Raw genomic sequence first — 13089 nt, 5'->3', positions numbered from 1 at the left:
CACCGGGGTGCCCCCGAACAGCACCCCGGCACCACCAGCACCCCAGCACCACCAGCACCACCAGCACCACCAGCACCACCAGCACCACCAGCACCACCGAAGCAGCAGAAGGAATCGAGGCAACACCATGAGCACCGAGCACAGCTCCACCCCCGCGGCCGAGGCGAAGGCCGAAGCCCGCACCGAGTTCGCGGGCCGCACCGCCCTCATCACCGGCGGCGCCTCCGGCATCGGCCTCGCCCTGGCCCGGCGGCTCGCCGCCGGCGGCGCGGCGGTCGTCGTGGCCGACTACGACGAGGAGAACGCGCGCAAGGCCGCGGCCGACCTGGAGAGCACCGGGGCCAGGGCCGCCGCCGTCGCGATGGACGTCACCGACCCGGCCTCCGCCGAAGCCGGCGTGCGGTTCGCGGTGGACACCTTCGGCGCCCTCCACCTGGCCGTCAACAACGCCGGCATCGCGGGCCCCAGCAGTCCCACCGGCGAATACCCGGTCGAGGACTGGAACCGCGTCCTCGCCACCAACCTCAGCGGCGTCTTCCTCTCGATGCGCTACGAACTGCCCGCCATCGTCGCGGCGGGCGGCGGCGCGATCGTCAACATGTCCTCCATCCTCGGCACCAACGGCTTCGCCGGGTCGCCCGCCTACGTCGCGGCCAAGCACGGCGTCGTCGGTCTCACCAAGACCGCCGCGCTCGAATACGCCGGACAGAACGTCCGGATCAACGCGGTCGGCCCCGGCTTCATCGACACCCCGCTCCTGCGGAACACCGCCCCGGAGGCCCGCGAGCACCTGATCTCCCTGCACCCGGCGGGACGGCTCGGCACCGCCGAGGAGGTCGCCGAACTCGCGGCCTTCCTGCTCTCCGACAAGGCCTCCTTCATCCACGGCAGCTACCACCTGGTGGACGGCGGCTACTCCGCCCCGTGACGGAGCCCGAGTGGCGCGCGGGGGACACGGGGGCGACAAAGAGAGTCAAGAGAGAAGCGAGGAGACCTCATGAAAGCCGTCCAGTACCGAGCCGTCGGCGCCGCCCCCGAGGTGGTCACCGTTCCGGACCCCGAGCCCGGCCCCGGCCAGGTCCTGCTGAAGGTCACCGCCGCCGGTGTCTGCCACTCCGACATCGCCGTGATGAGCTGGCCCGCCGACCAGATCCCGTTCCCGCTGCCCCTGACCCTGGGGCACGAGGGCGTCGGCACGGTCGCCGCCCTCGGTGACGGAGTCGACGGCTTCGCCCTCGGCGACTCCGTCGCGGTCTACGGCCCCTGGGGCTGCGGCACCTGTGTGAACTGCGCCGAAGGCAGGGAGAACTACTGCCTGCGCGCCCAGGAGCTCGGCATCATGCCGCCCGGACTCGGCGCACCCGGCGCGATGGCCGAGTACATGATCGTCGACGACCCCCGCCACCTGATCGCGATCGGTGACCTCGACCCGGTGAAGACCGCGCCCCTCACGGACGCCGGACTGACCCCGTACCACGCGATCGTGCGCTCCCGGGCGAAGCTGGTGCCCGGCTCCACCGCCGTCGTCATCGGTACCGGCGGCCTCGGCCACGTCGCGATCCAGCTGCTGCGCGCCATGACGGCCGCGCGGGTGATCGCCCTCGACGTCACCGAGGACAAGCTCGCCCTGGCCAGGACCGTCGGCGCGCACGAAGCCGTCCTCTCCGACGAGAAGGCGGCCGCCCGCGTCATGGAACTGACCGGCGGACTCGGCGCCCACGTGGTCCTCGACTTCGTCGGAGCGCCGCCCACCGTGGCGACCGCGGGCGCCGTCGCCCGCGTCGACGGCGACGTCACCATCGTCGGCATCGGCGGCGGCGCGCTCCCGGTCGGCTTCGGCACGCTTCCGTACGGCGCCAACGTCAGCGCGCCCTACTGGGGCTCGCGCAAGGAGCTCGCCGAGGTCCTCGACCTGGCCCATGCCGGAGCGGTCGACGTCCACGTGGAGACGTACTCCATCGACGAGGCCCCGCTCGCCTACGAGCGCCTCCACGACGGCAGGATCAACGGCCGGGCCGTCATCCTCCCGGGCGGCTGAGCCCTCTGGCATCCGGGCGGCCGGGCCCCTCCGGCCCCCGGGCAGCTGCCTGACGCCCTCCGGCACCCCGGCGGGCGCCTGCGTCCCCGCGCGTCGGCTGAACCTCCCGATCCCCCGAGGCGTCGAACGTCCGCCCGACCGCCCCGGCGGCGGCCTCCGGCTCCTGCCCGGCGGCCGTCGTCCGGGCCGGCGAGAAATTCCCGGCGCCGGGAGGCCGGCCGCCGTTAGAATGGCCGACATGGGTTCGTACAGCTACTACTTCTTCCGCTGATTCCCGGCCCGGACGGCCGCAGCGCGCCGCACCGCGCGTCCCTCTGAGACGCCCCGGTGACGTCGACGTCACCGCGCGTCCCTCTGAGACGCCCCGGTGACGTCGACGTCACCGCGCGCGCACGCCGCCGTCCCCTCCGCCGTCCGGCATCCACGCCCCGCCGCCGCGCCTCCGCGCGCGCCTTCGCGGGCCGTCACCCAGGGAAAAGGCACCCATGCACCCCCAGCGCGACCGCGCTCAACTGGCCATGAAGGACGTCTCCAAGGCGTACGGGGACCGCTCCGTACTCGACCAGGTGACCCTCACCGTCCGGCCCGGTGAGAAAGCCGCCGTCATCGGCGAGAACGGCTCCGGAAAGTCCACGCTGCTCCGGCTGCTGGCCGGAGTGGAGCAACCGGACACCGGTGAGATCACCGTCCGCTTCCCCGGCGGCACCGGTTATCTCGCCCAGACCCTCGACCTCGACCCGGCCGACACCGTGCAGGACGCCGTCGACGCGGCCCTCGCCGAACTGCGCGACCTCGAACACCGTATCCGCGAGGCGGAGACCGGCCTCTCGGAGCGGAAGCCCGGCGACCCGGGGCCCACCGACGCGGAGCTCGCCGCGTACGGAGACCTCCTCACCGCCTACGAGGACCGCGACGGCTACCGGGCGGACGCCCGCACCGAAACGGCTCTGCACGGCCTCGGTCTCGCCCACCTCACCCGCGACCGCGCTCTCGCCACGCTCTCCGGCGGCGAGCAGTCCCGGCTCGCCCTCGCCTGCGTCCTGGCAGCCGCCCCCGACCTGCTGCTGCTCGACGAGCCGACCAACCACCTCGACGCCCGCGCCGTCGGCTGGCTGGAGGACCACCTGCGCGCCCACCCGGGCACCGTCGTGGCGATCACCCACGACCGGGCGTTCCTGGAGCGCGTCACCTCGGTGATCCTGGAGGTCGACCGGGACCTGCGCACGGTCACCCGGTACGGGGACGGCTGGGACGGGTACCGCACCGCCAAGGCCGCCGCCCGCCGCCGCTGGACCCAGGAACACGAGGAGTACCTGACGGACCTGGCCCGCACCGAGGAGCTCGTCGTAGCGGCCGGGGCGCGGCTCGCGGCCGGCGGAGGGGACCCGAAGCAGGGCTTCGGCAAGCACCGCCGCTCGCACGAGGCGAAGCTGTCCGGCCAGGTCAGGGCCGCCCGGACCCGGCTGGACGCGCTGCGCCGGTCTCCCGTGCCGCCCCCGCCCCGCCCGCTCGCCTTCACCGGCCGCCCGACCGTCACCGACGTGACCGGCCCGTCGGGCCGCGACGGAACCGCCGACGTGACCAGCACGGCGGGCCGCGACGGAACCAGCACCGTGACCGGCACCGCGGACCGCACGAAGCCCCTCGTGGAGCTGGACGCCGTCTCCGTCGGGAACCGCCTCCGCCTCCCCTCCCTGCGCGTGGCATCGGGCGCCCGCCTCCTGGTGACCGGTGAGAACGGGGCCGGGAAGACCACCCTGCTGCGGGTCCTCGCGGGTGACCTGACCCCCGACACGGGCACCGTCACCCGCCGGGCCCGCATCGGCTACCTCCCGCAGGAACTGCCCGCGCGCCCGACCCGGCGTACCCTGCTCGCCACCTTCGCGGCGGGCCGCCCCGGCTTCCCCGACGAGTACGCCGACGAGCTCCTGGCCCTCGGCCTGTTCCGCCCCGAGGACCTCGACGTGCCCGTCGCGTCCCTCTCCGTCGGCCAGCAACGCAGGCTGGCCCTGGCCCGCCTGGTGACCCGGCCGGCCGATCTGCTGGTACTGGACGAGCCGACGAACCACATCGCGCTGAGCCTGGTGGAGGAGCTGGAACAGGCCCTCGACCAGTACCGGGGCGCGGTCGTCGTCGTCTCGCACGACCGCAGCTTCCGGGCCCGCTTCACCGGCGACGTACTGGAACTGCGGGCAGGCCGCCCGGCGGGCGCGGCGCCGGCCTACGCGTCGGAGGAGGCGGCCGTCCCGCGCACCTGAGCGCGCAGCCGGTCGACGAACACCCGCTGGCCGACGATCAGCCGTTCGGCGGCCTGCTCCGGCGTGCACCAGGCGAACCGGTCCATCTCCGGGAACTCCTGCCGCACGCCGGACCCGCGCGGCCACTCCATCGTGAACGTCCCGGGCACGACGGACGCCACGTCCAGCTCCGCCTCCAGGGCCCAGGCGGTCACCGTCTTGCCGCTGCGCTGCCGTGACTCGCCCAGCGCGATCCACTCACCCGGCGGGACCGGCACGCCCAGCTCCTCCACGAACTCCCGGCGGGCGGCGGCCTCCGCGTCCTCCTCGGGTCCGTACTCGCCCTTCGGCACCGACCAGGCGGCCGCCTCCCGCCCCGCCCAGAACGGCCCGCCCATGTGCCCGATCAGCACCTCGACATCCCGCTCGCCCGCGCCCTCCGTGACCCGGAAGAGAAGAAGCCCCGCACTGCGCCTGCCTGTCGACATGCCGTCGAGTCTGCTGCGGCACGGTGCGGGGCGCCACGCGGGCCCGGCACGACCCGGAGGGAAGCGCTACGTCTTGCGGTAGCCGTACGCCTCCGAGGCCGCGGCCTCCACCGCCGCGAGGTCGCCACCCGCCGACGCGGTCACCACGGCCGCCACAGCGCCCTCCACGAACGGCGCGTCCACGAGCCGCGTGCCCTCGGGCAGCTCGTCGCCCTCGGCGAGCATGGCCTTCACCGTGAGGACCGCGCTTCCCAGGTCCACCAGGACCGCCACACCCGCACCCCGGTCCACCGAGGCGGCGGCCCGGCCGATCAGCTCCGCGCTCGTCCCGAGCCCGCCGCCGGGCAGCCCGCCGGCCGGGGCGACCGGCGCGGTCACCCCTCCGGCGGCGAGGCCCCGGGCCAGCTCAGCGACCGACTCGGCGACCGGACCGCTGTGGGAGACCAGCACGATGCCCACCTGCCGATCGCCGCTCACGCGCCCGCTCCGTCCGCCGCCGTCGCCGCCAGGGCCTCGACCAGCAGCGCCGACGAGGTCGCACCCGGGTCCTGATGCCCGATGCTGCGTTCGCCGAGGTAGCTGGCCCGCCCCTTGCGCGCCTGCAACGGCACCGTCGCCTCGGCGCCCGCACGAGCCGCGTTCGCGGCGCCGTCGAACGAGGTGGCGAGGGCCTCCGCCGCGGGCAGCAGCGCGTCGAGCATCGTCTTGTCCCCGGCCTGCGCGCCGCCCAGCTGCCCCACCGCGGCGACCCCGGCCGCGAACGCTTGGGCCAGCTGGTCCTGGGTCACCTCGTCGTCGTCCCCGAGCGCCTTGCCCGTACGGCGCAGCAGCGTCCCGTACAGCGGGCCGGACGCCCCGCCGACGGTGGAGATGAGCTGCCGTCCCGCCAGGGTGAGCACAGCACCGGGAGTGGCGGGGGCATCCTTCTCCAGCACCGCCGTCACCGCTGTGAAGCCGCGCTGGAGATTGCTGCCGTGATCGGCGTCCCCGATCGCCGAGTCCAGCTCGGTCAGATGGTCCGCCTCACGCTCCACGGACGCCGCGACAGCGGTCATCCAACGGCGGAAGAAGTCGGTGTCGAGCACATGATCTCCTGTTCCTCGGTCCCACCCGGAACGGATCGTCCCGGCGGTGGCACGGGCGGTACGGCCAACCCCGCACCGGCGTCGCACACGGTCACGGGATCCCGTCGGCGCTCAGCTGCCCCAGCGGAGCGCGGCCGTCCGCACGGGCGCGTCCCACAGTCGCAGCAGCTCCTCGTCGACCTGGCACAGCGTCACCGAACAGCCTGCCATGTCGAGCGATGTCACGTAGTTCCCCACGAGCGTACGAGCCACCGGGACACCCCGCTCGGACAGGACCCGGTGGACCTCGGCGTTGAACCCGTACAGCTCCAGCAGCGGTGTCGCCCCCATGCCGTTCACCAGTGCCAGCACCGGTCCGGTGGGGCGCAGATCCTCCAGTACCGCGTTCACGGCGAAGTCGGCGATCTCGCCGGACGTCATCATCGGCCGCCGCTCACGCCCCGGCTCCCCATGGATGCCGATGCCCAACTCCAGCTCCCCGGTGGGTAGATCGAAGGTGGGGCTGCCCTTGGCCGGAGTGGTGACGGCGCCCAGCGCCACCCCGAAGCTGCGCGAGGCCCCGTTCACCCGCCGCGCGACGGCGGCCACCCGGTCCAGCGGAGCGCCCTCGTCCGCCAGGGCGCCGGCGATCTTCTCGACGAACAGCGTCGCTCCCGTACCGCGCCGCCCGGCGGTGAACGTACTGTCGCTCACGGCCACGTCGTCGTCCACCACCACCTGGGCGACCTGGATTCCCTCGTCGTCGGCGAGCTCGGCGGCCATCTCGAAGTTGAGCACGTCGCCGGTGTAGTTCTTGACGACGAACAGCACCCCCGCCCCGCTGTCGACGGCTGCCGCCGCCCGCAGCATCTGGTCGGGCACGGGGGAGGTGAAGACCTCCCCGGGACAGGCGGCCGACAGCATTCCGGGTCCGACGAACCCGGCGTGCAGCGGCTCGTGCCCCGAACCGCCCCCGGAGACGAGGCCGACCTTTCCCGCCACGGGCGCGTCCCGCCGCATGACGACCCGGTTCTCCACATCGACGGTCAGCTCGGGATGTGCGGCCGCGATGCCCCGCAGGGCATCGGCGACAACGGTCTCGGGAACGTTGATGAGCATTTTCATGCCAGTCTCCTGGTGAGCGTAGCGGAGGGCTTCGGGACCTTAGTCGTTCCAGGTGAGCGAGGGTGCAGCCAGTTGTGGATCTTGGCGGTCCATGGCGGCTTCCGGGTCCTCCGATGTGATGATGTCAACGCGGCGTGTTCGATGCCACCGCAGAGGTTGTCTGCAAAGTCCCATGCTCGAAACGTCGGAGCTTGCGACGCCAGTCCGCCCGCAAGCGTCACGATGGTCAGCGCGCGCACGTGGTCGGGCCGGGGCCCACCGTACGTGTGGGGAGCGGCCGGGCCGAACTCCTTCGACTGCCGACTGCTCCGGTCCGACCTCCTGGGCATTCCAGCAGGCGGTGTCTCCATCCCTCGCACATCACAGACCCAGGCGAACGTCGGCACGCGGATCAATCCCCTCAGTGCTCTCCAACCTGGCGTCCGCATCAGCTGAGCAGCCTCAACCCCACTTCGGACCGGATGCCTCAGCGAGCGAGCGGGCCGTCGAGCACCGCCAGAACAGGTCCTGCGGCCGGACCGAGCACGAGAGAGGCCGCGGTCGTGGTGTAGGCGACGATCCGCGACGGTCGGTCACCGCCGTAGCTCCTTGGGCCATCGGCTCGGGACATGGTGGGAACGATCCAGCGCAGGTAGTAGAAGAGCGAGGCGACGGTGTTGACGGCAGCCAGCACGGCCAGCCAGGCGTAGCCGGCGTCGAAGACAGAGCTGAACGCCTGCAGTTTGCCGACGAAAACCGCGGTGGGCGGTGTCCCGACCAGGCCCAGCAGGCAGATGACGAGGCTCGCGGCAAGAAGTGGCCGCTGTCGTGAGAGCCCCCTGTAATCCGCGAGGTTACGTGCCTGGGGAAGCGCGGCGACCACCGCGAAGGCACCGAGGTTGGTGACGGCGTACGCGGCGAGATAGTAGAGCAGCGCCTGTTGCGCCAGGTCCGATCGGCCGGCTACGGCGACGGGCATCAGAAGGTAGCCGACCTGGCTGACCGTGGAGTAGGCGAGCAGCCGCTTGACGTCCTGCTGGAAGAACGCTGCGAGGTTTCCCAGCGTCATGGAGGCTGCCGCCAGTACGGTGATGAGCGCGGGCCAGCTGGGCATGCTGCCGGAGAGAAGGACGGCTCCGAGACGGTAGAGGGCCGCGAGCGCCCCGATCTTCGGCAGGGTCGTGAGAAGCGCGGCCACTGGGGGAGTGCTCCCCTGGACGGCGTCGGGGACCCAGAAGTGGGCCGGGACCGCCCCTGCTTTGAACGCGATCCCGGCGAGAAGCCCGATCGTGCCGACGGTGAGAAGGGCCCCGGGGGCGGTGCGCAGTTCCGTGCTCAGTATCGGATACGCGGTTCCTCGCCCTGCGGCGTACAGCAGCGTGATACCAGTCAGCATGAGCACGCCGAGGAGCGCTCCGACCACGTAGTACTTCAGTGCGGCTTCCGTTCCCGGCCCGTCCTTGCGGAAGCCCGCGAGCGTGTAGGCGGGGATGGCGGCCAGCAGATATCCGGCTGCGAGCAGCAGCAGGTCCTGTGCCCCGGCGAGCATCAGGGCACCGAGGGAAGCGAGCTGGACCAGGACGTAGAACTCGCTCTCCCTCGGATCGCCGTGCAACGGGCCGACGGCCAGTCCCAGGACGGTCAGAGTGCCTCCGAGGATCACGATCCTGGAGGTGGTGGTCACGGGGTCTACGGCGAAGGCCGCACCGAAGGCGGTCGTGGCGGGAGCGGTTGCCGCCACGGCGGCTGCGGTGATGCCTCCGACGGCTCCCGCTGCGGCCAGGACGGCAACGACCCACTGCCGGCTGCGTGGCAGCCACGAACCGAGCAGGAGTCCGAGGACCGCGGCAGCTGCCAGGAGGATTTCGGGAAGGATGTCGAGGGGGTTCTCGTCCATGCCGGTCATCGCGCGAGCAGCTCCAGGACGGCCTGGGAGGCGGGCTCGATGACGTCGAGGAGAAAGCGCGGGGCCACCCCGAGGACTACGGCCAGGGCCAGCAGCGGGACGACGGCTGCGCTCTCATGGAGGCGGATGTCAGAAAACGCGCGGGGGGTGCCCGGGGCGTCCGGCAGCCTGAGTGGGCCGAGGAAGATCTGCTGGAACGCGCGCAGGAAAAGGCCGGCGGTGAGCAGGATGCCGAGCAGTGAGACGGCGGTGGCCAGCGGGCGTGGGCCGAGACTGCCCGTGAAGATCTGGAACTCGGCGATGAATCCGGAGAAGCCGGGAAGCCCCAGTGAGGCGAAAGCGGCCACGGCGGTCATGCCGGCGAACGCGGGCGCCTTGGCGGCGATGCCCGAGTACGCGCCCATGTCGTACGTCCGCCCCCGCTCGTACAGCACTCCAGCGAGCAGGAACAGCGCGCCGGTGAGCAGACCGTGGCTCACCATCTGTGTCACTGCCCCGGTGACGGCGAGGGTGCGCGCCTGCTCGGACCCCTCGCTCACGGCGGCGGCCGCACCGACCGCGAGAAGGATGTAGCCCATGTGGTTCACAGAGGTATAGGCGATCATGCGCTTGAAGTCCGTCTGGGCGAGAGCGACCAGCGCGCCGTAGACCACGGAGACGACCCCGATGACCACGATGACGAGCGCGTAGCGCCGCCACACGTCGGGGAGCATGGGCATCGCGATCCGCAGGAAACCGTACGTCCCCATCTTCAGCAGTACGCCGGCGAGGATCGCGGAGCCTGCCGCGGGTGCCTCGGTGTGGGCGGGCGGCAGCCAGGTGTGGAAGGGCACGGTGGGTGTCTTGACAGCCAGACCGATTCCCAGGGCGAGCAGGACCAGAGCCGCGTAGACGGAGCGGCCTGCGAGAGGATTCTGTTCGGTCAGTTCGACCATGTCGAAGGTGTGCGGCGAGGCGGCGAGATAGAGGCCGATGAATCCCAGCAGCAGGGCGAGCGACCCGAGGAAGGTGTAGAGGAAGAACTTCAGTGCCGCGTGGGCGGCGTTCTTGTGGCCCCATCCCGCGATGACGAAGTACATCGCCACGATGGACAGGTCGAAGAAGACGAAGAAGAGGATCAGGTCGAGAGAGACGAACAGCCCGAGGCACGTGGTCTGGAGGAAGAGGAAGAGCGCGGCGAACTCGCGGACCCGGCGGGTCCCGCGCAGCGAGTGGACAGCGCACGCGAGGAACAACACGCAGGTCAGAGCGAGTAGAGGAAGCGAGAGTCCGTCCACGCCGACGTGGTATCCCACACCGGCGCTGGGGATCCAGCGTGCCTTGACCTCGAACTGCACGCCCGCACCGTTCCGGTACCCGGACCAGAGCGCGATGACGAGCACGAGTTCGCAGGCCGCGACCGCTGTCCAGATGGCGCGGAAGGCCGCACTCGGGGTGTGGCGCGGCAGGCCCAGCAGGAGGAGTGCGACGGCGGTCGGCGCGAAGACGAGGGCAGTGAGCAACAGGTCACCTCACGAAGGCGAATACGACGGCGAGGACGGTGAGGCCCGCGACGGCCTGGGCGAGATACTGGTGCAGCTGGCCGGTCTGCGGACGCCGGGCGAGCCGACCGAGTGCCCCGGTCGCGGCTGCGGTCGCGGCCACCGCGCCGTCGACGGCGCGTTCCACCGTGCGGTCCGTCCAGCGGGCGAAGCGGAGGGCCGAGTACGCGGCTTCGTCGACGCCCCGGTCGAGGATGCGGTCGTCGAAGGCCGCTGCGGTACGGGCGAGCCGGAACACGGGCCGCACCACCAGCCTCTGCGCGACGCGCTCCAGAGCCAGCCAGTCCCGGCACCAGTGCTTCACCGGGCCGGGCAGGGCCGGCGTGCGATCTCCCCATGCCCAGGCGGCTCCAGCTGCCAAGAGGGCGAGTGCGCCGGAGAGGGCGAGTTCCCATCCGTGCGGCTGGGGTTGCGAGGTGCTGTCGAGTACGAGGTCCACATGGCCGCGCAGTGGCTGAAGGGCGAGAGGGGTCAGAGCGAGGCATCCCAGGGCGAGCAGAACCAGAGGTGGTCCGGCCGAGCGTGGTACACGCCGGGTGCCGTGCTGCTCGGTGTCGTATGTCTGCCGCTCCGCCGTCGGCTCCGGGCGCCAGGCGAACCACAGGGCTTTGGCGCCGTAGACGGCGGACAGCACAGCGGCTGCCAGGCCGCTGACGTACAGCCATGGGCTGGTGCCGAGTGCTGCGGAGAGCAGGACGTCCTTGGCCGCCCACAACGAGAGCGGCGGCACCCCGGCCAGGGTGAGGGCGGCCACGGTGAAGGTGGCGCCGGCCGTACGGTAGCGGCGGGCCGCGCCACGCAGCGCGGGCAGCGCCTTCGTTCCCAGTGCGGTCAGCCACGCGCCCGCCACCAGGAACAGCAGGCTCTTCGCAGCCGCGTGGGCCACCAGTTGGAGGGAGCCGCCCGTGATGGCGCCGGAGCCGGCCGCCAGCACCACGAACCCGATCTGGGCACAGGTGGACGCGGCCAGCAGCTGTTTGAGATCCGTCTGCGCGACGGCGACGAGGCCGAGAGCGACGGCGGTCACGGCTCCTGTCCAGGCCACCGCCTCGCTGCCCCAGCCGGACGCGTCCAGCAGCGGTCCGGTCCTGAGAAGCAGGTACGCGCCTGCCACGACCATCGTCGCGGAGTGCAGCAGGGCGGAGACCGGGCTCGGGCCCTGCATGGCGCGGGACAGCCAGAAGCTGAAGGGGAGCTGAGCGGACTTGCCGAAGGCGGCGGTCACGACGCCCACCGTGATGACGGACAGCCAGGGCTCCCCAGCACGCCCCAGGTCATCGAGCCGGAGTGTCCCGGCCTGGCCGCTTGCGAGTGCGGCTCCCGCTGCCAAGTACAGGCCGAGATCAGCTGTGCGGGTGGTCAGGAAGGCGGTGTTGGCGGCGTCGACGCGTACCGGCTCCCGCCACCAGAAGCCGATCAGGGCCCAGGAAGTGGCACCCATGATCTCCCAGCTCATGAGCAGAACAGGCAGCGTGACGGCGGTGACCGTCACCAGCATGCCTGCGACGAAGAGCAGCATCAGCCCGAAGAACCGGGCACGTGCCTCGTCGGCTCCGAACTCCGCTGCGCTGAAGGCCAGGACGAGGAGGGTGATCGACGTGACGGTGACGGCCATCAGCCCCGACAGTCCGTCGACCGCTAGCTGGACCGGCAACTGATCGAGGAGTGGCGCCGACGCGGAGGGGTGCTGGTACGCGGCAGTGACCGCGAGACCCAGGTCGGCGAAGCCGGCGCCGAGCGCCACGGCAGGCGCGAACCGGTCGACAGTCCGGCCGCAGGCAAGCAGCAGCGTCCCGGTGACCAGAGGGAGTCCGACGAGGGCCCACAGGAGGGTGCTCACTCCTTCAGCTCCGCCGCCATGTCGGTCATGTCGATCTCGCGAGACCGGAACAGGGCGGTGACCACCGCGAACCCGATCGCCATCTCCAGGGCCATGGCTGTGACGGCCAGAACCACCAGAACCTGTCCCTCGGCGGCGGCCGGCGCGATGTAGTGCCAGGCTGCCGCTGCGGCGACGATCACCCCGCCCAGCATCAGTTCCAGGCCCATCATCAGCATGACGACGGACTGTTGGGTGAGGGCCCCGAACAGCCCGATGCAGAAGAGAGCCGCGGCCAGGAGCAGGAAGAGCTCCAGATTCACCGGCCGACACCTCCGCGGATCGGGTCGTCGGCGCTCGGTGCCCGCATGTTGTCGCCGAGCCGGTCGTACCGTCCACGCCGCGTGGCCAGTACCACCGTGGCGACGATGGTCGCGAACAGAGCCATGCCCAAGGTCATCATGGTGAGCATCTGCGGGCCCATCAGTGACATCCCGAGGTCCATGGTGGCGTCGGTCGGCGGTCTGCCCCGTCGGGCGGGCCACGGCGTGGTGAGGATTCCGGCGGCCAGCAGGACGAAGGCGGCGGCACAGATGGCGGTGGCACCCGGCTTGTTGTGCGTCATCGTCATCGGCATGAGACCCGCCGGATTCATCATGTACATGATCATGAAGACGGCCATGATGACCATCTCGATCGTCATCATCAGCACGATGACGATCCCCAGATAGTCCAGACCCAGCAGCAGCACCTCGCCCGCCACGCACAGCAGGGAGGTGAGCAGGGCGAAGGTCGCGCGGGCCATGGAGTCGAAACGGAAGACCATGACGCCGCCGGCCACCGCAAGGGCGGACAGGATCCAGAAGAGAACATCGCTCACCACGTACGGCGC

At 71.6% G+C, this 13089-nt stretch carries 12 protein-coding genes and 1 pseudogene; 4 read left to right on the top strand and 9 right to left on the bottom strand.

Annotated features, from left to right (window positions below; translation table 11 throughout):
- The first annotated feature begins 127 nt into the window (after positions 1-127).
- The 3 genes from D581_RS0107570 (at position 128) to D581_RS0107560 (ending at position 4296) form a co-directional block, all read left to right on the top strand.
- On the top strand, positions 128-928 hold the full coding sequence (locus tag D581_RS0107570) for a 3-oxoacyl-ACP reductase FabG (protein ID WP_018956628.1): 801 nt from the start codon (positions 128-130) through the stop codon (positions 926-928).
- 69 nt (positions 929-997) lie between these two features.
- Positions 998-2038, top strand: a complete 1041-nt coding sequence (locus D581_RS0107565; protein ID WP_018956627.1) for an NAD(P)-dependent alcohol dehydrogenase — start codon at positions 998-1000, stop codon at positions 2036-2038.
- Positions 2039-2523: 485 nt separating this feature from the next.
- Positions 2524-4296, top strand: a complete 1773-nt coding sequence (locus D581_RS0107560; RefSeq protein WP_018956626.1) for an ABC-F family ATP-binding cassette domain-containing protein — start codon at positions 2524-2526, stop codon at positions 4294-4296.
- On the opposite strand, the gene D581_RS0107555 is transcribed toward D581_RS0107560, so the two are convergent.
- The 4 genes from D581_RS0107555 to dhaK form a co-directional block, all read right to left on the bottom strand.
- Positions 4260-4763, bottom strand: a complete 504-nt coding sequence (locus tag D581_RS0107555) for an NUDIX hydrolase (protein ID WP_026290302.1) — start codon at positions 4761-4763, stop codon at positions 4260-4262. The genes D581_RS0107560 and D581_RS0107555 overlap by 37 nt on opposite strands.
- Positions 4764-4829: 66 nt before the next feature.
- Positions 4830-5240 (bottom strand): PTS sugar transporter subunit IIA domain-containing protein, encoded by a 411-nt coding sequence (locus D581_RS0107550; protein ID WP_018956624.1) that lies wholly within the window; start codon positions 5238-5240, stop codon positions 4830-4832.
- Positions 5237-5848 (bottom strand): dihydroxyacetone kinase subunit DhaL, encoded by a 612-nt coding sequence (gene dhaL, locus D581_RS0107545; protein ID WP_018956623.1) that lies wholly within the window; start codon positions 5846-5848, stop codon positions 5237-5239. Before dhaL ends, D581_RS0107550 begins: the two co-directional genes overlap by 4 nt.
- A 111-nt stretch (positions 5849-5959) precedes the next feature.
- A complete protein-coding gene (dhaK, locus tag D581_RS0107540) occupies positions 5960-6952 on the bottom strand; it encodes a dihydroxyacetone kinase subunit DhaK (RefSeq protein ID WP_026290301.1) in 993 nt (330 codons plus the stop codon).
- 252 nt (positions 6953-7204) lie between these two features.
- Between dhaK and D581_RS1000000141990 the strand changes: the two are divergent.
- Positions 7205-7372 (top strand): annotated as a pseudogene (locus D581_RS1000000141990) (C40 family peptidase); the annotation flags it as partial.
- A gap of 46 nt (positions 7373-7418) precedes the next feature.
- Here D581_RS1000000141990 and D581_RS0107535 read toward each other — a convergent pair.
- Genes D581_RS0107535 through D581_RS0107515 form a run of 5 tightly spaced genes read right to left on the bottom strand, consistent with a single transcriptional unit; the run spans position 7419 to position 13080 of the window.
- Positions 7419-8837, bottom strand: a complete 1419-nt coding sequence (locus tag D581_RS0107535) for an NADH-quinone oxidoreductase subunit N (protein ID WP_018956621.1) — start codon at positions 8835-8837, stop codon at positions 7419-7421.
- Positions 8834-10339, bottom strand: a complete 1506-nt coding sequence (locus tag D581_RS0107530) for a complex I subunit 4 family protein (RefSeq protein WP_018956620.1) — start codon at positions 10337-10339, stop codon at positions 8834-8836. Before D581_RS0107530 ends, D581_RS0107535 begins: the two co-directional genes overlap by 4 nt.
- 4 nt (positions 10340-10343) lie before the next feature.
- Complete coding sequence (locus tag D581_RS0107525) at positions 10344-12218, bottom strand: proton-conducting transporter transmembrane domain-containing protein (RefSeq protein ID WP_018956619.1); 1875 nt, start codon at positions 12216-12218, stop codon at positions 10344-10346.
- Positions 12215-12520, bottom strand: coding sequence for an NADH-quinone oxidoreductase subunit NuoK (gene nuoK, locus D581_RS0107520; protein WP_018956618.1), 306 nt, complete (start codon positions 12518-12520; stop codon positions 12215-12217). Before nuoK ends, D581_RS0107525 begins: the two co-directional genes overlap by 4 nt.
- Positions 12517-13080 (bottom strand): NADH-quinone oxidoreductase subunit J, encoded by a 564-nt coding sequence (locus D581_RS0107515; RefSeq protein ID WP_020679183.1) that lies wholly within the window; start codon positions 13078-13080, stop codon positions 12517-12519. The genes nuoK and D581_RS0107515 overlap by 4 nt, the downstream gene beginning before the upstream one ends.
- Positions 13081-13089 lie beyond the last annotated feature (9 nt).

The sequence above is a fragment of the Streptomyces sp. CNB091 genome (assembly GCF_000377965.1).
This window is presented reverse-complemented; position numbering and strand designations above follow the sequence as displayed.